Below are 19944 nucleotides of genomic sequence, written 5' to 3' on the forward strand. Positions count from 1 at the left end.
CTTGCCGTTTCCGTCATTCGGGCAGCGTGGGCCGTCTGGCAGCCAGCGCCGGTGCGCGGCGCGGGCTACTCCTCGTGCCCATGGTCCCCGCTCATCAGGTCAGGGCCACTCGCCGCGGCTCTGCAGCATGTCCTTGAGCAGGTCGGCGCGGTCCGTGACGATGCCGTCAACGCCGAGGTCCAGGAGCCGGCGCATCTCCGCCGGTTCGTTGACGGTCCACACGTGCACGTAGAGGCCGAGCTCGTGCGCACGGCGGACATATCCCGGCGTCACCACGGGAATGGACTTGTAGCTGACCGGCACTTGCAGGGCATCGACGCCGCGCAGCGCCCGGCCCAGCGCGGCCCGCGCCAACGAACCCGGGCCCGGAACGGCCAGCAGGGGGCCCAGCAGCACAACAAGGGCGTTGGTTACGATCCCTGCCGAGGACGCCGTGCGGCGGCTGAGCAGCTTCAGCACCGCCCGCCGCCGGCGGTCCGAGAAGCTGGCGATCAGCACCCGGTCATGGACGCCGTGGCGTTCGATCGCGGCGGCGAGGCTGCGCACGGAGTGCCAGTCCTTGACGTCGAGGTTGAACCGCGTGTCCGGGAATGCCGCCACGAGTTCATCGAAGCTCGGCACCGGCTCCGCCCCCCGGATCCGCGCCCGTGAAACATCTTCCGCGCTGAGGCCGGAGATCCGCCCGACGCCGTCCGTGAGCGCGTCCAGCGAGGAGTCGTGGAAGAGGAGCAGCACGCCGTCGGACGTGGTGTGGACGTCCGTTTCGACGTATCGGCAGCCGAGTTCGACGGCGGCGCGGAACGCGGCCATCGAGTTCTCCAGGCCTTCGCGGGAAAATCCGCGGTGTGCCAGGGCGACGGGCTTGCCTGCACCGGGAACTGCCCTGGCCTTAGCCCCGGCATCAGGACCTGCACCAGTGCCGGCGGCGGAGAAGAAAGGCAGCGGTTCGGTCACCTTCGAAGCGTAGCGGAGGCGCCGGGCTCCCGGTCAGTCCGGAAGGATCTCCACGCCGTCGCCGCAGTGCAGCAGCGTGCGGCCGCGGCCGCCGTCGAGGTCCACCCAGACCACCGTGTGATCCGGCGTGACCGCAGAAATCATCCCGCCCGTTTCGAAGCCCGGCGAGAGCCGTACGGTGACGCGGTCTCCCGCGCGCAGGGCGGACCAGTGCGCATCCGGCTCCGCGCGGCGCAGCGGAGTATCGGCCGAGCTTGTTGTCTTGTTCCTGGCCACGACGTCCCCTATCGGTCACACTCTTGCATCATCAGACGCGCCCCACTCTAGGGTTCGAACGTGAACGTGAGTTGACCGCCAGCTGGGAGAACGGTGGCAGGCCGGCGACGGCAGTGTTTACGGCAGCCGGACGCCGAGCGCGGCGAGCTTTTCCTCGAGAATCTGGGCCACGCCGTCGTCGTCGAAATGCGGCGCCTGCTGCCCGGCGGCACGGATCGCTTCCGGGTGGCCGCTGGCCATGGCGTAACCGTGGCCGGCCCAGCGGAGCATCTCGATGTCATTGGGCATGTCGCCGAACGCCACGACGTCGGCGGCTTCGATCCCCAGCGACGCGGCATACTCCGCCAGCGTGACAGCCTTGTTGACGCCGGGGACGGACAGCTCCAGCATGGCGATGGTGGGCGCCGAATGCGTGACGGCGGCGAGGTCCCCGACGGCGGGTGTCACCTCGGCAAGGAAGTCGTCGGCGGTGCCTTCGCGGACGATCGCCAGGAATTTGACGACGGCGTCCTCCGCCGTGAGCGTCTCGGCCAGCGGCGCCGGGGTGAACTCGGAAAGCAGCTCGCTGGAACCGTTTTCGATGAAGCCGGGCTCGAGGTGGAAGCCCGTGAGGGTTTCCGCGGCGAAGAGGGCCGTGGGGCGCAGGCTCTTGATGATCCGGCGGACCTCGAAGACGTCGTTCAATGCCATGGTCCGGGCGGAGATCATCTTGTCCGCCTCGAGGTCCCACACCACGGCTCCGTTGGAACAGATCACCGTGCCGGTGTGGCCAAGCTGCTCTTCGAGCGGGTGCAGCCAGCGCGGCGGGCGTCCGGTGACGAAGACGAGTTCGACGCCGGCCCCCCGGCAGGCGTGGAAGGCGCGGATGGTGCGGTCACTGATTTTTCCATCGTGCCCAAGGATCGTTCCGTCTATGTCACTTGCTACCAACCGCATGCTGCCAGTCTACGTGGGCACGGAGGGCCGGTCGGCCGCCGTCTTCCGGGCGTCCTCCCGGATCAAGGGGCAGAAGGCGGGTGGCTGGTGGATCCCCGTACCTGCAGCTCACTGGATACCAGATGAAGGCGGCGCGGCACATCAGGACTTCCGATGCGTTCGAGAATGAACTTGCCCGCCTGGACTCCGACGGCCAGGTTGCCGTTGTCCACCGAGGTCAGGGAGATGTGGCGGATCCGCGCGAGGTACGTGTTGTCATAGCCCACCAGCGAGACGTCCCCCGGCACGGCAAGGCCGTGGTCGGCGGCAGCGGAAAGGGCACCGATGCAGGCGACGTCGTTGAAGGCGAAGATTGCCGTTGGCCGGTCGGGGCCGGCCAGAAGGCGGTTGGCGGCAGCAAAACCGCTTTCCTCGCTCATGCCTCCCGACACCACCCGGGGTTCGAGTCCGGCAGCCTTCATCGCATGTTCGTAGCCCGCCCTCCGGCGCCTTCCGACCTCATCGGGACCCTGCAGATGGGCGATGCGCGTGTGGCCGAGGGCCAGCAGGTGCTCGGTCGCCTTGCGCGCGCCCGCTTCGTCGTCGTTGACCACGATGTCCACTCCCGGCAGGGCAGGGTCAAGTGTCCCTGCCAGGACGACGGGCACAGCCGCGGCGGCGGCTTCGATGGCGGATGACTCCGTGGTGGTTCCCACCACCACCAGCCCGTCGATGCGCTGTTCGAGCAGGGCTTCCACGGAACGCCGGCCCACCCTGCGGTCCGTGTAGGAGTCCGCGAGGATGGGTGAAACTCCGGCCGCGTGCAGTGAGGCGGTGAGCCCCTCCAGGAGTTCGACGAACCAGGGGTTCCGGAGGTCGTTCAGCAGGACCCCGACGGTGCCGGTGCGCGGCATGGAGAGCCCGCGGGCCAGCTTGTTGGGGCGGTATCCCAGTTCCTCCATCGCCTCCAGCACCGCCCGGCGTCGGCTTTCACTGACATTTCCGGAACCCTGCAGGACCAGGGAGACCAGCGACTTCGAAACCCCGGCGCGGGTGGCGACATCGCGGATGGTGGGCCTGCCGGCGGGCGTCCCGCTCGCGGCGGACGGGTGGGTCACGGTTTCTCCTCTCGGTGCCATCTCAGCCTAAGGGGTTGACGGTGATGTCCGGCTTCATCCATTATGGACCGGTCCAAGGAAATTCCAAAGAGGGAAGAATCTTCATGAGCGCACCGCACACACGACAGTTGCTCGCCGGCATGGTGGGAGGCGGGTCCGGAGCGGACATCGGCAAGACCCACCGCCATGCCATGCGGCTGGACGGCCAGTTCGACCTGCGGGCCGGCGTGTTCGGCCGCGATCCTCGCGAGTCCGCGGTGCTGGCCGGCCAGCTGGGCGTGCCGGAAGACCGCACCTACCGGGACTACCGGCACATGGCCGAAGCGGAAGCAGACCGCGAGGACGCCGTGGATGTGGTGGTTGTCGCCACGCCTAATGACAGCCATTTCGAGATCGCCCGGACATTTCTCGAGGCGGGCATCTCGGTGGTGTGCGAGAAGCCGCTGACGCGCGATTCGGCCACCGCCGCGGAGCTGGTCCAGGTGGCTGCCGCCAACGGCGTGGTGCTGGCGGTTCCGCACTGCTATTCCGCCTACGCCATGGTGCGCCAGGCGGCCCGGATGGTCCGCGACGGCCGGTTGGGCAACATCACGTTCGTGGACGTGGAACACGCTTCGGGCTGGGCCGCCTCCCCGCTGGAGCATCTCGGGCACAAGCAGGCCGCCTGGCGCACCGATCCGGACATCGCCGGGTTCCCCAGCGTGGTCGGAGACCTGGGCACGCATGCCTTCCACCTTCTGCGCTACATCACCGGGCTTGAGGCCGAGCGGCTGTCCGGGCGGCTGCACACGCTGGTGCCCGGCAGGCGCGTGTTCGACCACGCCACGGTTGAGCTGCAGCTGACCGGCGAGGTGCCCGCCCGGATCTGGGCCAGCATGGCCGCGACCGGCCACAACCACGGCCTGCGCATCCGCGTCTTCGGCGACCAGGGCAGCTTGGAGTGGGAACACGAGGACCCGCACCACCTCAGGGTCCAGGACCTCGACGGGACCACGACCATCCTCACGGAGGGTCTCCGCACACTGTCCGAGGACGCATCGCGCCTTACCCGGGTCGGACTGGGCCATCCCGAAGGGTTCCTGGAGGCCTTCGCCAACTTCTACCGCGATCTGGCAGAGGAGTTGCGCGCCCGGCGGGACGGCACGCTGCCCGCCACCCGCGAGCTGAGCTTCCCCACCGGCGAGGACGGCCTCGCCGGCGTCAGGTTCGTCGAAGCCGTCGCGGCCTCCCACCACAACGATGCCGCCTGGGCCGTCCCGGCGGGCGCCACAGAGAAAGCACGGGTCTAGCCATGCAGCGCTTCGCACTCATCGGGGCAGGATTCATCGGCTCCGTCCACGCCGCCAACCTTGCGGCCAACCCTGGCGTCGACTTCCGCCTCGTGTACGACGTCGATCAAGGCCGGGCGCAAACCCTGGCCGCAGCCCACGGCGCGCGCGCAGCCGCCTCCCTGGACGAGGTGTTTGACAGCTCGGCCATCGACGCCGTCTTCATTGCATCCTCCACCGATACGCATGCGCAGCACCTGCGCCGGGCGGCCGACGCAGGCCTGGCGGTGCTTTGCGAGAAACCGATCGATCTGGACCTGCAGCAGGCCCGGGAGACCGCAGCGTATGCCTCCGAGCATGCGATTCCGGTGATGGTGGATTTCAACCGCCGGTTCGACCGCGATTACGCCGAGCTCAGACGGATTGTTGACGCCGGTGAGATCGGCAAGGTTGAACTCATTCAGCTGTCCAGCCGCGGCCCCGCGATGCCGCCGCTGTCCTACATCGCCACGTCCGGCGGCCAGATGCGCGATCAGGCCGTTCACTTCTTCGACCTGGCCCGCTGGCTCACCGGCCTCGACCCGGTCGAGGTCTTTGCCACCGGATCCGCCCTGGCCGAACCCAGGCTGCAGGAGTACGGCGACGTCGACACCTCCGCGGTGACACTCCGGCTCCCCGGCGGCGCCCTGGTACAGATCGACTGCGCGCGCCGCACCGGCTACGGCTACGACGAACGCATCGAGATCATGGGGTCCACAGGCATGGCCGAGGCGCGCCGACACCGGACGGGCGCCGTCTCCCGCTACCAGGCCGGACGAGTCACAGACGACGGCCTGCACCCGGGCTGGTTCGAAAGGGTCCAGCCCACCTACGCGGCCGCGCTCGCCCACTTCGTCGCTGCCCTGGACGACGGCTTGGACGGCGGCGCGCTGGGCGAGGGCGCACTGATCACCCCGTCGCTCGAGGACGGGCTGAAGGCCCAGGCCATCGCGGAGGCGGCCACGGCTTCCCTCCGCAGCGGACGAACCGAAACGATCCACTACGAAACCGTCTTGGTCCCTTCAGCGCTCCATGGATCGGACTGATCACCGGCGCGTTTTGTTCCGGCCCTCAGATCGTGGCGGGTCGCGTGGCGCATTACCTGCGGAGTAGGTTCCGGAGGCTCTCCACGGTGACGGCCTCAAGCGACGTCACGAAGTGGCGGCCGGCGGCGGCGGAGGGCCGGACAACTCCCGGGACCACCACGACTTCCATCCCGGCGGCCTGGGCACTTGTTGTGCCGCTGACCGAATCCTCCACGGCCACACAGTTAGAGGGCTCAACGCCGAGGAGTTCGGCGGCCGCCAGATAGGGGGCCGGGTGGGGCTTTCCCTGCGGGACCATGTCACCGGCGACGACGGCGTGAAAGGTTCCGATGGGTGCTGCGGATGCCACGCGGGTGGCGACCGGGCTGAAGGCCATGGTGACCAAGGCCGAGGGTATCCGGGCCGCCGCGAGTTCGGCGAGGATCCTTTCGGCGCCGGGCAGCCACGGGATGCCCTCTTCGAGTTTCGCCACAACGCGCCTGAGGAGGTCGTTGATGATCTCCTCTGCGGACAGGGGTACGCCGTGATGCTGAAGTATGGCAGCGGAGACCTGCATGGCCTGCCCGACAGTGGAGCGGCCGTTGTCGGCGGTCCACTCCACGCCGTGCGTCCCCGCAAGATCCCGCTGGGCAGCCATCCAGAACGGCTCTGTGTCAACCAGGGTGCCGTCCATATCCCAGAGAACGGCTTTAAGCTCATGCGGGTCCGTTGAAGTCATGGCCCCGACCGTCCTTTCGGAATTCCTGAGATCCGCTGCTGCGCTCATCCGCCCACCGCGTTCACGGCGACGGATGCGAGCAGATCCCGGACCGCGTCCGCCCCCTCGTCGGAGGAGAAGTCTGAGCTCAAGCCTACGACGCTGACTCCGGCTGCGAGGTAGGTCAGCGCGGTGGCCGCCTTCATGCCGCCGGTGGCGACGAACTGCACGTCGGGGAAGGGTCCTTTCATGGCCTTGACCCAGTCGGGGCCGAGAACCGAGGCGGGGAAGGCCTTGAGCCAGGTGAGGCCGAAGGCCTTGGCACGGAGGATTTCGCTCGCCGTGGCCACGCCCGGGAGGTGCGGCATGCCGCGCCGGATGCTCTCGTGGATGATGCCTTCATCCAGTCCCGGGGAGACTGTGAAAGATGCGTTGGCGGATGCCGCGGCGTCCAGTTGGTCGGTTCCGATGATGGTGCCTGCGCCCACGGCCACGCCGCGTTCGGCGGCGGCGCTGGCCACCGCTGCCAGCGTGCGGATGGCTTCGGGTGTTTCGATGGTGACTTCGACGTGCTGGACGCCGGCGTCCCATGCCCGGGTGGCGGACCGGACTGCCTCGCCGGGTGTGAGGCCGCGGAGTACGGCGATGACCGGGACCCGGAAGAAGTCGTCGTCAAACCAGTCGTGGAGCAATGTGTGTGCCAAGGTGTCCTCTTTCAGATGTCGTGGAGCGGTTGGGGAGCGAAACCCCCGGATCTCGACAAGCTCGATCAGCAGACGTCACCGGGTCGCGTAGCTGCGCGGTCTGGTTCCGTGGCCCGGGCGAAAGTCGGCACGCGTGCCCAGCGTCCAGGCGGCGAACGAATGTCCCAGGGCGAGCCGGTCCGCGGGTTGGTCGCCGCGGAGAAGGCCGGCCAGGTATCCGGCCGCGAACGCGTCGCCCGCGCCGACGGGTTCGACGACGTCGACCCGGTGGGCGGGGACGCGGAAGGCGCGTTCCTCGCCGTTCTGATCCCGGACAAATTCCACTGCTTCGGCGGCCGAGTCCTTGATGACCAGGTGGCGGGGACCCGGCAGGAGTGCCGATACCTGTTCCGCCGTGGTGCAGCCCCAGAGGGTTTCCGCTTCATCGAGCCCCACGAGGACTACCGTGGCGCTGGCGGCCAGCTCCAGCAGCCGCGGTCCGGCGGCGCCGACGCCCCACAGGGCGGGGCGGTAGTTGACGTCGAAGGAGACCTTGTATCCCGTCGCGCGGGCGTGGGTGAGGAGGTGCTCCGTCAGCGCCGAGCAGCTGGCCGACAGCGCGGCATTGATGCCGCTGGTGTGGATCCAGCCGGTCTGCTCCAGCGGCCAGGCGCCGGAATCCTCCGGCGCCATGGCTGAGGCCGCTGACCCGGCCCGGTAGTAGAGCGTCCTGGCGCCGTGGCCCAGGTCGGGGTCCTTGAAGTACACGCCCGTGGGGGCGGTGCTGTCGCGGGTGACCAGGCTGACGTCCACGCCCCGGGCGGCCAGGCCCTCCATGATGCGGTCACCGAACGGGTCCTGGCCGAGGCGGCTTGCCCACCCGGCCCGGTACCCGAATTCGGCCAGGTGCGCGGCGACATTGGCCTCCGCTCCCCCGTATCCCAGCAAACATTCGTCGGCTTCGCTCAGTGGCTGGGCCTTTGCGGGGGTGACTACGGCCATGGTTTCGCCGACGCAGAGCACGTCCAGCGTCATTTGACGGCTCCTGCGGTGAGGCCGCTGACGAAGAACCGGCCCAGGACGAGGTAGAGCAGGACGGTGGGTGCGGCGACCAGCACGGCGCCGGCCATCAGCTCGGAATAGTCAACGGTGGTGGTTCCGATCAGGTTGTTCAGGGTCACGGTGGCAGGCCATGCGGCCGGGGAGGCCAGGATGAAGCCGAAGAGGAAGTCATTCCAGATGTTGGTGCACTGGAAGATTCCGGCGACGACAAAGCCGGGCACGGAGAGCGGCAGCATCACCCGGAAGTAGGTTTTCCAGATCCCTGCCCCGTCGATGGACGCAGCTTCGATGATGGCGCTGGGAATGCCCTCGTAGTAGTTCCGGAAGATCAGTGTGGTGATCGGGATGCCGTAGATGATGTGGACCAGGATCAGACCGATGATGCTTCCCTGCAGGTGCAGCATGTTCAGGAACTGGAACACGGGGATGATGACGGCCTGGAACGGGATGAACATGCCGACCAACAGAACCGTGAAGAGGCCGTTGGATCCCCGGAACGGGAACTTGGAGAGGACGTAGCCGTTGATCGATCCGAGGAGGCAGGAAATCAGGGCGGCCGGGACGGTGATCTGCAGGGAGTTGGCCAGGGAGCCGTGGAGTTTCGTCCAGGCGCCCTTGAAGGCATCCAGGCTCGGCGCATCGGGGAAGGCGAGGAAGAAGTTGGGCGCCCCGGTGCTTCCGGACAGTGCCGTGGTGATGATGACGTACACGGGCACCAGCATGCCGAGGGTGGCGATCGTGCAGACAGCCAGGACAATCCAGCCGCCCGGAGTTTTGGGGATGCTCCAGGACCTTGGTTTGGGGGCCAGGGCTGCGGGGCGTCGGCGGGTTGCGCGGGCGGTCTGGGACGACGGGGTTGTTTCGAGGGTTTCGACGGCCATTTCTATGCCTTTCGCTCTTTCCGGTATCCGCGGATGAGGTACGGGACGATTACCGCGAGGGTTAGCAGGAGCAGGATGATCGCCATTGCGGAGGCTTTGTCGTAACGGCTGGTGAGGTAGTTGTAGATGTAGATGCCCGGGACGTCCGTGACGAATCCGGGGCCGGAACCTGACATGGCGACGACGAGGTCGAAGATTTTCAGGGCCACGTGCAGCAGGAGCACGAAGCAGGTGATGGTGGAGGGCCACAGCTGCGGCAGGACGATGTGACGCAGGCGCTGCCAGACATTGGCTCCGTCAACGCTTGCCGCCTCGAGATGCTCTTCCGGGATGGAGGCAAGGCCGGCCAGGTACATGGCCATCGCGAAGCCCACGAGCTGCCAGGCCGCAGCGAAGATGATGGGCAGCAGCGCCACCGGGATGCCGAATTGAACCTTCAGGAAGTCCGTGCCTGAGGGGTCGTTCAGCGCCCCCAGGATGGTCGGGTCCGTGGTCCAGCCGGGCGGGTTCTCGATGCCCATGCTCCGAAGGATTTCGTTGACGCCGGTGGAAGGCGAGAAGATCCAGCGCCAGGCAACACCGGTGACGATGAAGGACAGGGCGTAGGGCAGGAGGAAGACAGTCCGGAACAGGCCCTTGCCCACGGAGACATGGTGGATGAAGAGGGCTGCGATGAGTCCGCCGAGGATGGCCAGCACCAGGAAGATGACGGTGAAGATCACCACGTTGCGGATGTCTGCCTGGAAGCGCTGTTCCTGGACGATCTCGGCGTACGTGCCTCCGAAGGGCTGGCGCAGCGACAGATCCGGGCTGGTGCCGATCTTCCAGTTCGACAGGGAGATGTAGACCGTGATGCCGATGAAGACGTAGACGAAGAGGAAGCTGACCAAAAGGCTGGGGGCGAAGATCCAGGCGGCCCGGCGGGAGGTCTTGACGTTGTGGGGGACTTGTTTCTTGGGCCGCGGGCCGGGGCTGACCGGCGCGGGCGGCAGTGCTGTTGAGGTTGTCATGTGAGAACTGATCCTGTCCGGGGTGCGGCCGCAGTGGCCTGCAGCCACACCCTTTGCGACTTGGTTGGCTGATCGGCTGCTAGAGCTGGGTCTTCTGGGCCTGCGTCATGCTGGCGATGAAGGCATCGGCGTTGCCGCTGCCGTTGAAGGTGGAAACAGCGTCGGCGTAGGTCTGGGCGAATTCCGCTCCGGCGGCCTGGGCGTGGGCCAGGGAGGAAACCACCTTGGCCGAAGCGAAGCTCTTGGCGGCTTCCTGCTGGTATTCGGACAGACCGGAGATGTCAGCGGACTTCACGGCGGGGATGGAGCCCTTCTTCGCTGCGAAGTCAGTCTGGACCTTGGGGTCCATGAGCGTCTTCAGCCAGGCGTTGGCCGCTTCCGCGTGCGGAATGTTGTTCGCGGGGATGGAGAAGCCGTCACCGACGTAGTCGAAGATGTCTTCCTTGCCGGGGAACGTCACCCAGGTGAAGTCGGTGCCCGGCTTCTTCTTGGCGTTGACCAGCTCGCCGTAGGCCCAGTCCCCCATGAGGTTGACGGCGCAGGCACCGTTGGCCATCTTCTTCGAGGCTTCATCCCACGTGATGGCGGAGTGGTCCTTGTTGGCAAGGGACAGGATGGTCTTGTAGTCCTGCAGGGCCTGCTTCACCTCGGGTGCGTCGAAGGAGTACTCGTTGGTGAAGAGCTTCTTCCAGTTATCGGCGCCCGCCCGCGACATGATGATGGACTCCAGCAGCTGGGAGGACGCGAAGATGTCCTTGTCCCCGAGGCACACCGGTGTGGCCCCGGCCGCCTGGACCTGCTTGAGGCTGCTGATCAGTCCGTCGACGCCGCCTGCCGGATCAATCTTGACGTTGGCCTTGGAGAGGACGGCGGGGTTGGTCCACAGCACGTTGCCGCGGTGGACGCCGATCGGGACAGTGTAGTACTTGCCGTTGACCTGCTGGGCTTCGGCCACGCCCTTGGGCATCTGGGATGCCCAGTTGTTCTGCGTCCAGAGCTCGGTGAGGTCCGCGACCTGGCCGCCGTCGACGTAGCTCTTGAGCTGCCCGGCCGGGTGTACCTGCCAGGAATCCGGCGGGCTGCCGGCCTGAAGCCGCGCCGCCAGTGCCTGCCGGGCGTTGGAGCCGCCGCCGCCGGAGACTGCGGCGTTGTCCACGGACAGTCCGGGCTTCGCCGCCTTCACGCCGTCAATCAGAACATTCAGGGCGTCGGCCTCCGAACCGGAGGTCCACCAGGAGGTGATTTCCAGCTTGTCGGAGCCGCCGGCGGAGCTTCCGGCGGGCTGGTTGGCGGAACATCCGGTTACTGCAATGAGGCTTGCCGCGGCCGTTACGGCCAGCGAGATCTTGAGCTTGTTTGGTGCACGCATGACTACTCTCCTTTGGGTTGTCAGACGCCGGATAAGGCCCGGCTAGAGCCTGCGTTGTGGTTCAGGTTACATAGTTAAGTAGATCGATGCAATAGATTCTTTGCGGCGACCGCGCTTTTCTACCGCCTGGCACCCCGCAAGCCAGGCCAATCCAAGAATTTCCGCTTGTTTACTGGAATCATTCAGCTAAATTATTGGTAGATCGGTCTACCGCAGGATTGATTAACATGGTAGAAATGGGAGACAAGCCCCAAGGAGGAGGTGGAGAAGAAGTGAAGAAAGTGACATTGAACGACGTCAGCCGGGCCGCGGGAGTATCTCGATCTACCGCATCGTTGGTCCTGCGCGGAAATCCCCGTATTCCGGAGGCGACGGCGGACCGGGTCCGGCTCGCCATGGCCGAGCTCGGTTATGTCTACAACCGCCACGCCGCCAACATGCGCCGCAGCGAATCCATGACCCTCGGGCTCATCGTGACGGACATCCGCAACCCGTACTTCGCGGGGCTGACCATGACCATTGAGGAAGCTGTCCACGAGGCCGGCTACACGCTATTCGTGGGCTACAGCCGGGACGACGTCGAGCGGCAGGCCCTGCAGCTCGAGACAATGGTCCAGCAGCAGGTCGACGGCATTTTCCTGCTGCCGGCCGAGGGGACCGAGCTGACCCCGGTCTGCCAGATCATTGACCGTTCCTCGGTACCGGTCCTGCAGCTGGCCCGCTACTTCTCCGAAGAAATGGACTACGTCGGTCCGGACAACATTGCAGCCGGGCAGCAGCTGGCCAGGCACGTGTCCTCGCTGGGCGCATCCTCCGCGGTCCTGATCGGCGGTCCGGAGCATTCGTCGGCCCGGACGGAACGGATCAAGGGCCTGGAGACCGGGTTCGCGGGGAGCGGCGTGGCCTTCGATCCGTCCCTCTCCGCGCCGACCACAAACAACGCCAGCGGCGGATCCGAGGGTGTGTCCCGGGTCCTTGACCAGGGAATCTGGCCGGACTGCATCATCGCCTACAGCGACGCGGTGGCGCTGGGGATCTATGCGGAGCTTCGCCGGCGGAACCTTGAACCGGGCCGCGACGTGTCGGTGGCGAGCTTTGACGACATCACGATGGCAGAGCTGCTGCTGCCGCCCCTGACTTCGGTGTCCACGTACCCGGACCTCATCGGCCGCAAGGCAGCGAACATGCTGCTCCACCGTATCCGCGACTCGTCGCTGGAACCTCAACGATCCCTTGTTGAACCGGCCCTTAAGGTCCGAGCCTCCACCGCCCAATGGCGACCCAGAACGTAGGAGAAACACCATGCCAGCACTGAATTGGGGCCTCATCGGCGCCAGCGACATCGCTGCCACGCGAGTGATCGGCGCCATCCGCACCAGCGGCGGGAACGCCGTCGGGGTCTTCAGCGGATCAGCCGGCCGGGCACGCGACTTCGCGGCCAGCCACGGGCTGGCCACCGCCACCACCGATCTGGACGAACTCCTGGCCGGTGACATCGACGCCGTCTACATCTCCTCGACCAACGACAAGCACTTCTACCAGGCAACCAGGGCGCTCAAGGCCGGAAAGCACGTGCTCTGCGAAAAACCACTCGCCCTTGACGCCGGCCAGGCCGAATCCATGGTCAGGCTCGCGGAGGAAACCGGCCTCACGCTTGCAGCCAACCACCATCTCCCCGGCAGCCCCCTGCATGCCAAAGTCCGCGACCTCGTCACCGCCGGGACCATCGGCACCGTCCTTTCGGCAAGGGTTGCCCACGCCGTTCTCCTCCCGGAACGGCTGCGCGGCTGGCGGCTGGGGCAGGGGACGCCCGGAAGCGGCGTGATCCTGGACATCACCTGCCATGACGCTTCGGTGCTGAATCCGCTGCTGGGCACACCCGTCGCCGTCACGGCATTGGCCGTCCGGCAGGCCGATTGGAACACCGGCGGCCAGGAAGATGCCGCGATGACCGTCATCCGTTACGAGAACGACGGCCAGGCACCGGTACTGGCCCAGACCCATGATTCCTTCACGGTGGGATACGCCAGGACCTCCCTGGAAGTCCACGGCACCGAAGGCACCATCCAGGTCCTCGACGCCATGACCCAGGACACCGGGGGACAGGTGATCCTGACCACCGGATCGGGCAGCCGGACGGTCGACGTCGACTGTTCCGAAGATCTCTATGTCACCGGCCTTCGGGCCTTCACCGCCGCCGTCGAAGGCACCGGAGTTCCCACGGCGACCGGCCGGGACGGCCTGATGGCCCTCAAGGTCGCCCTGGCAGCCCAGGAATCCGCGATCTCCGGACGCACCGTCCACATCAACTAACAGCCAGAAAGAACATCATGCAGAAGGTACAGATCCTCTCGGCCCGCGAGGCAGCGGACCTCATTAACGACGACGACGTCATCACCGTCAGCTCCTCCAGCGCCCTCGGCTGCCCTGACAGCGTCCTGGCCGGCATCGGCCAGCGGTTCGAGGAAACCTCCCACCCGACCAACCTGACGTCCGTGCACCCGATCGCCGCCGGCGACATGTACGGCGTCAAGGGCATCGACCACATCGCCCGCCCGGGCCTGCTGCGCAAGGTCATCGCCGGCTCCTACCCCTCGGGCCCGTCCAGCGCCGAACCGCCCAGGATCTGGCAGATGATTGAACGCGACGAGGTGGAGGCGTACAACTTTCCCTCCGGCGTCATCTACCAGATGCACCGCGCGGCCGCGTCGAAGCAGCCCGGCGTCTTCACCCAGGTCGGGCTCGACACCTTCATCGACCCCCGCCTGCAGGGCGGCCGCATGAACGGCACCACCCCCGTCGCCCACGTCGAAACCGCCGCTCTGGCCGGAAAGGAATGGCTGTTCTTCCCTTCCGTCATCCCCAACGTGGCCATCATCCGCGCCACCACCGCCGATGAATACGGCAACCTGACCTTCGAGGACGAGGGATCCCCGCTCGGGGCCCTCGACCTGGCCTACGCCGCGCATAACAACGGAGGCGTCGTCATCGCCCAGGTCAAGCGCCTGGCCGAGGCCGGGAGCCTCCACCCCCAGCACGTGAAGGTCCCCGGCATCCTCGTCGACGCCATCGTGATTGCGGAAGACCAGCTGCAGACCACCCTGACCGCCAACGATCCGGCGATCTCGGGGCAGCTGCGCCGTCCCCTGAGCTCGCTCCCCCACGTCGGGTTCTCCCTGGAGAAAATCACCGCCCGCCGCGCCGCCCAGGAACTCAAAGCCGGCGAGATCGTCAACCTCGGCTTCGGCGTCTCCGCCCTCGTCCCCCACATCCTGGTCGAGGAAGACCAGGGACGGGAAGTCAGCTGGGTCATCGAACAGGGCGCCGTCGGCGGTATCCCCCTGCTCGACTTCGCCTTTGGATGCGCGCAGAACCCCGACGCAATCATGCCCAGCATTGACCAGTTCACCCTCCTGCAGGGCGGCGGATTCCACCGCTCGCTGCTTTCCTTCCTGGAGATCGACCGCCACGGCAACGTCAACGTCCATCACCTGCCCAAAAAGCGCCACGTCACCGCCGGCGTCGGCGGCTTCGCCGACATCACCTCCTCGGCCCCGGAAATCATCTTCATGGGCGCCTTCACCGCCGGGCGCCGTGACATCGCCGCCGGCGTGAACGGCCTGGACATCCGATCCGACGGGCCGTTCACCAAGCTCGTCAACGACGTCTCCGCCGTCACCTTCTCCGGGCCGAGGGCCCTCGCCCGCGGCCAAAAGGTCAAATACATCACCGAACGCGCGGTACTGGAACTGACCGCCGAAGGCCTCGTCGTCACCGAAATCGCCCCGGGCGTCGACCTGCAAAAGGACATCCTGGACCGCAGTGAGTTCCCGCTGCTCGTCTCGGAGGACCTGCGCACCATGGATCTTGCCCTGTTCGCCGACGCACCGGTCGGCCTCCGCCTTCCCCCGCTGCCGCTGCACGAGCGGATCGAACGGCGCTCCCCCTCGCTGGCCGTGCGCTGACGCCAGGCCGAAACACCTGAAAGGACTTCCGCGATGAAAAGCTTCCGCATCCTGACCCCCTACGAAACCGAGCTCGCCGACGCGCTGTTCGAAGCCATGTTCCCCTCCGACGGGGAAAGCCCCGACGTCCGCGACGCCGGCGTCACCGAATACCTGGACCTGACGCTCGAAGGCTACGGCCGCAAGGACCTCTCGCGGTACCAGTGGCTGTTCGGCGCCCTGGACCGCTACGCCGAGGACAAGCACGGGCGGAACTTCGCCTCGCTGACCCTGGACGAGCGCACCGACATGCTGGTCCTGCTCGAACAGGGCGAACTGAGCGACCAGGTGCCGGCCAAAGACCAGCGCGACCTCTTCGGACTCGTCGTGGCCCACCTGCAGGAAGGCCTCTTCGCCGACCCCGCCCATGGCGGAAACAAGAACGCCGCCGGCTGGAAGTTCCTCAAGCACCCCGGCGTCTGGCTGGAAAACGCGGCGGAGGAAAACCTCAGCACCGGGCACGTGACCAAGGGCGGGATCATCAAGACCCTCGCGGACGCCATGCAGGAAATCCCGCGCGACACCGAAGGCCACAAGCTGAAGCAGCTCGGCTACGAGAACGCCGTCAACCCGCAGATGACCGATGAAGTGGACGTCCTGCTGGTCGGCGTCGGCGCCATGGGCGGGCTCAGCGCCCAGGTCTTCGCCGAAGCCGGCCTCAGCGTGGTGGGCCTGGAAGCCGGCCCGTTCCGGCCGCTGGACGAGTTCCTCCCCGACGAGCTCGAACACGCCTACTACACCCGCGGCGGACTGGGCCCGAAATTCCAACAGGAAACGCCCCGCTGGCGCGAATCCGCCGACGAGGAGGACAGCCGCGAAGCCACGTTCTCCCTGGGCCGGATGGTCAACGGCGTCGGCGGATCCGCAGGGCACTACGGATCCTGGCTGCGCCGCTTCCACCCCTGGCAGTTCGCCCCCAAGAGCCACTACGACGGCCTCTACGGCACCGGCGCCCTGCCCGAGGACTGCACCCTGGCCGACTGGCCTGTCAGTTACGATCAGCTGGAGCCGTACTACACCAGGCTCGAGGACCTGATCGGCATCGCCGGGGACGAGTCCAACCCGTTCATCAAGCGCAGCAGGCCGCTGCCGCTGCCGCCCACCCGTCCGTTCATCCTGGGCAACAAGTTCACCGAGACGACCAAGGCCGCCGGCCTCCACCCCCACCCGGTTCCCGTGGGATTCACCACGGAGTCCTACGGCGGGCGTCCCGCCACGGGCTACAGCGCCTGGAACAACGGGCTGGGCTCGTTCCGCGGGGACCGCTGGCACCCCGGCCTCGGCCCCGTGCCCGCGGCCATCGCCACCGGCAACTTCGAGCTGCGAACCCATTCACGCGTCACCCGCATCATCATGGATGAGTCGGGAGCAGCCCGCGGCGTCGAATGGGTGGATCCCCTGGGCCGGGTCCGGCGCCAGTACGCCCGCGCCGTCATCCTCTCGGCCTACACCTACGAGAACCTCCGCCTGATGTACCTGTCGTCCGATTCGCGGCACGAGTACGGCCTCGGCAACAACACCGGCCAGCTGGGCATGCACTACATGACCAAGATGTTTGGCCACGTCGATGCGCTCTTCCCGGGCACGGAGTTCAACCGGCACACCGGGCCGGCCGCGCAGGGCGTCGTCCTGGACGACTTCCTCTCCCCCGGGTTCCGCTCCCTGGACCACGGCTTCATCGGCGGTGCCACCCTTGGCGCCGAGCAGCAGGCGCTGCCGCTGCAGATCGCCCGCGAAACCCTGCCCGAGGACGTCCGCCGCTGGGGCGCCGGCTACCGCGACCACCTGAAGCTGTGGTCCCAACAGGGCGTGATCAGGATCCAGCCCGACGCCCTGCCCTACGCCTCCCACCGCCTGGAAATCGACCCGAGGCACCGTGACTCCTCAGGCCTCGGCATGCCGCTGGTCCGCGTGACCTACCGGCTGCGGGAGAATGAGCGCCGCCTCGCCTCATGGATGGCGGACAAGGCCACGGGCCTGCTCAAAGACATGGGTGCCGCCAAAACCTGGCAGGGCCCCTACTTCACCGGCGTCGGCTCCAGCCACGACCTCGGCGGCGCACGCTTCGGCCACGACCCTGCCGGTTCCGTCCTGGATGAACACCTCGGCGTCCACGACACCCGCAACCTCTACATGTACTCCGGCGCCGCTTTCCCCAGCTGCCCCGGCATCAACCCCACCCTGACCATCTGGGCCATCGTTCTGCGCGCGGCCGAACACCTGGCCGGCGAGCTCGGCGGCCAGCGGAAGGACCAGCCATGAGCACCGCAACTGATCAGATCACCGAGAAGGTCACTGTCGGGTACTCGCCGGACGGCCACACCGCCACCATCATGATCGACAGGTCCGCCAAGCTGAACGCCCTCACCCTTGGACTGCTCGAGGACCTGGCGTCAGCGGCCCGCGAGGTTTCCGCTTCGGCGGCGCGCGTGGTCATCGTGCGAACCGCGGGTGAGAAGGTCTTCTGCGTCGGCGCGGACATTAACCACTTCGCCGACCTCTCGGCGGCCGGGATGTGGCGGGACTGGATCGCCACGGGCCACCGGGCGTTCGACGCCCTCGCCGGCCTGCGCCAGCCCAGTATCGCCGTCATCGACGGCCTCGCGTTCGGCGGCGGCCTGGAACTCGCCCTGGCCTGCGACTTCCGCGTGATCGCCGCCGAGGCAAGGGTTGCCCTGCCCGAGACGGGCCTCGGCACGGTTCCGGGATGGGGCGGCACCGAGCGGGCCACCGAGCTAGCCGGCAGGGCCAGGGCCAAGGAACTCGTCCTGACCCGCAGGCAGCTTTCCGGCGAGGAGGCCGTCGCCTGGGGGCTTGCCACCGCCGTCGCACCGAAAAAGGGCCTCGAAGAGGCCGTTTCGCGGCTCAGCAGCGACCTGCTTGCCGGGGCCCCGCTCGCCGTACAGCTGGGCAAGCAGCTGATCGACGCCGCCGCGGATGGTGCGCCGTCCCGGGTACTTGAGGCGCTGGCCGGCGGCCTCGCCGCCGCCACCGATGACCTCGCCGAGGGCGTCGCAGCCTTCAGGGAAAAGCGCACCCCGCACTTCACGGACAACTAAATCGCCGCAGGCGAATCACACACTTACGAAGGACACCCGAGATGGAAACCAAGAGCTACACGCTCGACGACGTCGAGCCCACCTACCGCCCGATGATCATCGACGGCGAAGATGCCCCGGCGCAGAGCGGGGAAACCTTCACGCGACTGAGCCCCGCCCACGAGGTCGAGGTCACCTCGTTCCCGCAGGGCGGCCGGGAGGACGTGGACCGCGCGGTCGGCGCCGCCCGCCGGGCCCTGGACCGCGGCTGGCGCCAGTCCAGCGGATCCCAGCGCTCCAAGCTGCTGCTGAAGGTCGCCGAACTCGTCCGCCGGGATGCCGAGGAACTTGCCCTGGCCGAAACCCTGGAGACCGGCAAACCGATCACCCAGTCGCGCAACGAAGTCGCCGGCACGGCCGAACTGTGGGAATACGCCGCCAGCCTCGCCCGCAACACCCAGGGTGACGCCCACAACGCCTTGGGACCCGACACCCTGGCCCTGGTGGTCCACGAACCCATCGGCGTCATCGGCATGATCACGCCGTGGAACTTCCCGCTGCTGATCATCAGCCAGAAACTGCCGTTCGCCCTCGCGGCCGGCAACACCGCCGTGATCAAGCCCAGCGAAAGCACCTCCGCGACCACAGTGATGCTCGGCCGGCTCATCCGCGAAGCGGGCTTCCCGGCCGGCGTGGTGAACATCGTCACCGGCGACCGGGTCGTCGGCTCGGCCATCGCGGAGCACCCCGGCATCGACATGGTCAGCTTCACCGGCTCCACCGGCGTCGGCAAGAGCATCGCCGCCACCGCCGGCCGGGAACTGAAAAAGGTCGAACTCGAACTCGGCGGAAAAAACCCGCAGATCATCACGCCCAACGCGGACTTCACGGCCGCGGTGGATGCCGGCGTCTTCGGCGGTTACTTCAACGTCGGCCAGTGCTGCAACTCCGGCAGCCGCCTGATCGTGCACCGCTCCATCGCCGATGAGTTTGCCGCCGCCGTCGTCGAACGGGCCAGACACATGCGCGTTGGCGACCCGCTGAAGGCCGACACCCTCGTCGGGTCCCTCGTCAACGACGCCCAGCTCGCCGTCGTCGAACGCTACGTGGCCGAAGGCCGCGAAGCCGGCGCCCACCTGCTCACCGGCGGCGACCGCCTCGACACGGGCCTGGACGGCCGCTTCTACCAGCCCACCGTTTTCACCGGCGTCACGGCGAAGATGTCCATTGCCACCGACGAAATCTTCGGCCCGGTTCTGTCCGTGCTTCCCTACGACACCCTCGAGGAGGCCGTCGGGATCGCGAATTCCACGTCATTCGGACTGTCCGCCGGCATCTGGAGCAACGACATCAACGAGGCCCTCACCGCCGCGCGGGACCTGCGCGCCGGCACCGTCTGGGTCAACCGCTGGATGGACGGCTACCCAGAATTGCCCTTTGGCGGCTACGGCCAAAGCGGCATCGGCCGCGAACTCGGCCGCCAGGCCCTCGCCGAGTTCAGCGAACTGAAGACCATCCAGCTCCAGGTGGGCAGCCGCGAAAGCCGGTGGGTCGACGCCCCCGATGCCCCCCGCCGCTAATCCA

General features: G+C 67.3%; 18 protein-coding genes. 8 read left to right on the forward strand and 10 right to left on the reverse strand.

What is annotated here, in order from left to right; all coding sequences use genetic code 11:
- Window positions 1-99: 99 nt before the first annotated feature.
- The 4 genes from ASG92_RS19605 to ASG92_RS19620 form a co-directional block, all read right to left on the reverse strand.
- Window positions 100-954, reverse strand: coding sequence for a glycerophosphodiester phosphodiesterase (locus ASG92_RS19605; protein ID WP_082579607.1), 855 nt, complete (start codon window positions 952-954; stop codon window positions 100-102).
- 33 nt (window positions 955-987) lie between these two features.
- Window positions 988-1230, reverse strand: a complete 243-nt coding sequence (locus tag ASG92_RS19610; RefSeq protein WP_056632047.1) for a hypothetical protein — start codon at window positions 1228-1230, stop codon at window positions 988-990.
- A 117-nt stretch (window positions 1231-1347) separates the two neighbouring features.
- A complete protein-coding gene (locus ASG92_RS19615; RefSeq protein ID WP_056632049.1) occupies window positions 1348-2166 on the reverse strand; it encodes a Cof-type HAD-IIB family hydrolase in 819 nt (272 codons plus the stop codon).
- Between the two features lie 62 nt (window positions 2167-2228).
- On the reverse strand, window positions 2229-3263 hold the full coding sequence (locus tag ASG92_RS19620) for a LacI family DNA-binding transcriptional regulator (RefSeq protein ID WP_056632052.1): 1035 nt from the start codon (window positions 3261-3263) through the stop codon (window positions 2229-2231).
- 104 nt (window positions 3264-3367) lie between these two features.
- Here ASG92_RS19620 and ASG92_RS19625 point away from each other — a divergent pair, with 104 nt between their 5' ends.
- Both ASG92_RS19625 and ASG92_RS19630 read left to right on the forward strand, forming a co-directional pair.
- The gene (locus ASG92_RS19625) at window positions 3368-4552 is read left to right on the forward strand and encodes a Gfo/Idh/MocA family oxidoreductase (protein WP_056632055.1); all 1185 of its coding nucleotides are present in this window, start codon (window positions 3368-3370) and stop codon (window positions 4550-4552) included.
- Window positions 4553-4554: 2 nt separating this feature from the next.
- Window positions 4555-5616, forward strand: coding sequence for a Gfo/Idh/MocA family oxidoreductase (locus ASG92_RS19630; RefSeq protein WP_056632058.1), 1062 nt, complete (start codon window positions 4555-4557; stop codon window positions 5614-5616).
- A 52-nt stretch (window positions 5617-5668) separates the two neighbouring features.
- On the opposite strand, the gene ASG92_RS19635 is transcribed toward ASG92_RS19630, so the two are convergent.
- From ASG92_RS19635 to ASG92_RS19660, 6 genes are all read right to left on the reverse strand, one after another.
- Window positions 5669-6334 carry an HAD family phosphatase gene (locus ASG92_RS19635; RefSeq protein WP_056632060.1) on the reverse strand — a complete coding sequence of 222 codons (666 nt, stop codon included), beginning with the start codon at window positions 6332-6334 and terminating at the stop codon, window positions 5669-5671.
- A 44-nt stretch (window positions 6335-6378) separates the two neighbouring features.
- Window positions 6379-7017, reverse strand: a complete 639-nt coding sequence (locus ASG92_RS19640; RefSeq protein WP_056632063.1) for a bifunctional 4-hydroxy-2-oxoglutarate aldolase/2-dehydro-3-deoxy-phosphogluconate aldolase — start codon at window positions 7015-7017, stop codon at window positions 6379-6381.
- 75 nt (window positions 7018-7092) lie between these two features.
- Complete coding sequence (locus tag ASG92_RS19645) at window positions 7093-8031, reverse strand: sugar kinase (protein ID WP_056632067.1); 939 nt, start codon at window positions 8029-8031, stop codon at window positions 7093-7095.
- Complete coding sequence (locus ASG92_RS19650) at window positions 8028-8939, reverse strand: carbohydrate ABC transporter permease (RefSeq protein WP_056632070.1); 912 nt, start codon at window positions 8937-8939, stop codon at window positions 8028-8030. The genes ASG92_RS19645 and ASG92_RS19650 overlap by 4 nt, the downstream gene beginning before the upstream one ends.
- Window positions 8940-8941: 2 nt before the next feature.
- Window positions 8942-9949 (reverse strand): sugar ABC transporter permease, encoded by a 1008-nt coding sequence (locus ASG92_RS19655; protein WP_056632073.1) that lies wholly within the window; start codon window positions 9947-9949, stop codon window positions 8942-8944.
- 79 nt (window positions 9950-10028) lie between these two features.
- Window positions 10029-11318, reverse strand: a complete 1290-nt coding sequence (locus ASG92_RS19660) for an ABC transporter substrate-binding protein (protein WP_056632076.1) — start codon at window positions 11316-11318, stop codon at window positions 10029-10031.
- A 272-nt stretch (window positions 11319-11590) separates the two neighbouring features.
- On the opposite strand from ASG92_RS19660, the gene ASG92_RS19665 reads away from it, so the two are divergent.
- From ASG92_RS19665 to ASG92_RS19690, 6 genes are read left to right on the forward strand one after another with little or no spacing between them, the layout of a single operon-like run.
- Window positions 11591-12610 (forward strand): LacI family DNA-binding transcriptional regulator, encoded by a 1020-nt coding sequence (locus ASG92_RS19665; RefSeq protein ID WP_082579610.1) that lies wholly within the window; start codon window positions 11591-11593, stop codon window positions 12608-12610.
- A gap of 10 nt (window positions 12611-12620) precedes the next feature.
- Complete coding sequence (locus ASG92_RS19670) at window positions 12621-13631, forward strand: Gfo/Idh/MocA family oxidoreductase (protein WP_056632082.1); 1011 nt, start codon at window positions 12621-12623, stop codon at window positions 13629-13631.
- 17 nt (window positions 13632-13648) lie between these two features.
- Window positions 13649-15283: a CoA-transferase gene (locus ASG92_RS19675; RefSeq protein WP_056632085.1), complete on the forward strand. Its 1635-nt coding sequence runs from the start codon at window positions 13649-13651 to the stop codon at window positions 15281-15283.
- Window positions 15284-15316: 33 nt separating this feature from the next.
- Window positions 15317-17584, forward strand: coding sequence for a GMC family oxidoreductase (locus tag ASG92_RS19680; RefSeq protein ID WP_056632088.1), 2268 nt, complete (start codon window positions 15317-15319; stop codon window positions 17582-17584).
- Window positions 17581-18381, forward strand: a complete 801-nt coding sequence (locus ASG92_RS19685; RefSeq protein WP_056632091.1) for an enoyl-CoA hydratase/isomerase family protein — start codon at window positions 17581-17583, stop codon at window positions 18379-18381. The genes ASG92_RS19680 and ASG92_RS19685 overlap by 4 nt, the downstream gene beginning before the upstream one ends.
- Before the next feature lie 41 nt (window positions 18382-18422).
- Window positions 18423-19940, forward strand: coding sequence for an aldehyde dehydrogenase family protein (locus tag ASG92_RS19690; protein ID WP_056632094.1), 1518 nt, complete (start codon window positions 18423-18425; stop codon window positions 19938-19940).
- Window positions 19941-19944: the final 4 nt, after the last annotated feature.

Source organism: Arthrobacter sp. Soil736, assembly GCF_001428005.1.
Classification (GTDB): domain Bacteria; phylum Actinomycetota; class Actinomycetes; order Actinomycetales; family Micrococcaceae; genus Arthrobacter.

Excerpts from the sequence above, each read along its gene's own strand:
- ASG92_RS19615 (WP_056632049.1), bottom strand. The coding sequence starts at position 2,166 with ATGCGGTTGGTAGCAAGTGACATAGACGGAACGATCCTTGGGCACGAT.
- ASG92_RS19625 (WP_056632055.1), top strand. The coding sequence starts at position 3,368 with ATGAGCGCACCGCACACACGACAGTTGCTCGCCGGCATGGTGGGAGGC.
- ASG92_RS19630 (WP_056632058.1), top strand. The coding sequence starts at position 4,555 with ATGCAGCGCTTCGCACTCATCGGGGCAGGATTCATCGGCTCCGTCCAC.
- ASG92_RS19635 (WP_056632060.1), bottom strand. The coding sequence starts at position 6,334 with ATGACTTCAACGGACCCGCATGAGCTTAAAGCCGTTCTCTGGGATATG.
- ASG92_RS19645 (WP_056632067.1), bottom strand. The coding sequence starts at position 8,031 with ATGACGCTGGACGTGCTCTGCGTCGGCGAAACCATGGCCGTAGTCACC.
- ASG92_RS19650 (WP_056632070.1), bottom strand. The coding sequence starts at position 8,939 with ATGGCCGTCGAAACCCTCGAAACAACCCCGTCGTCCCAGACCGCCCGC.
- ASG92_RS19655 (WP_056632073.1), bottom strand. The coding sequence starts at position 9,949 with ATGACAACCTCAACAGCACTGCCGCCCGCGCCGGTCAGCCCCGGCCCG.
- ASG92_RS19660 (WP_056632076.1), bottom strand. The coding sequence starts at position 11,318 with ATGCGTGCACCAAACAAGCTCAAGATCTCGCTGGCCGTAACGGCCGCG.
- ASG92_RS19670 (WP_056632082.1), top strand. The coding sequence starts at position 12,621 with ATGCCAGCACTGAATTGGGGCCTCATCGGCGCCAGCGACATCGCTGCC.
- ASG92_RS19675 (WP_056632085.1), top strand. The coding sequence starts at position 13,649 with ATGCAGAAGGTACAGATCCTCTCGGCCCGCGAGGCAGCGGACCTCATT.
- ASG92_RS19680 (WP_056632088.1), top strand. The coding sequence starts at position 15,317 with ATGAAAAGCTTCCGCATCCTGACCCCCTACGAAACCGAGCTCGCCGAC.
- ASG92_RS19685 (WP_056632091.1), top strand. The coding sequence starts at position 17,581 with ATGAGCACCGCAACTGATCAGATCACCGAGAAGGTCACTGTCGGGTAC.
- ASG92_RS19690 (WP_056632094.1), top strand. The coding sequence starts at position 18,423 with ATGGAAACCAAGAGCTACACGCTCGACGACGTCGAGCCCACCTACCGC.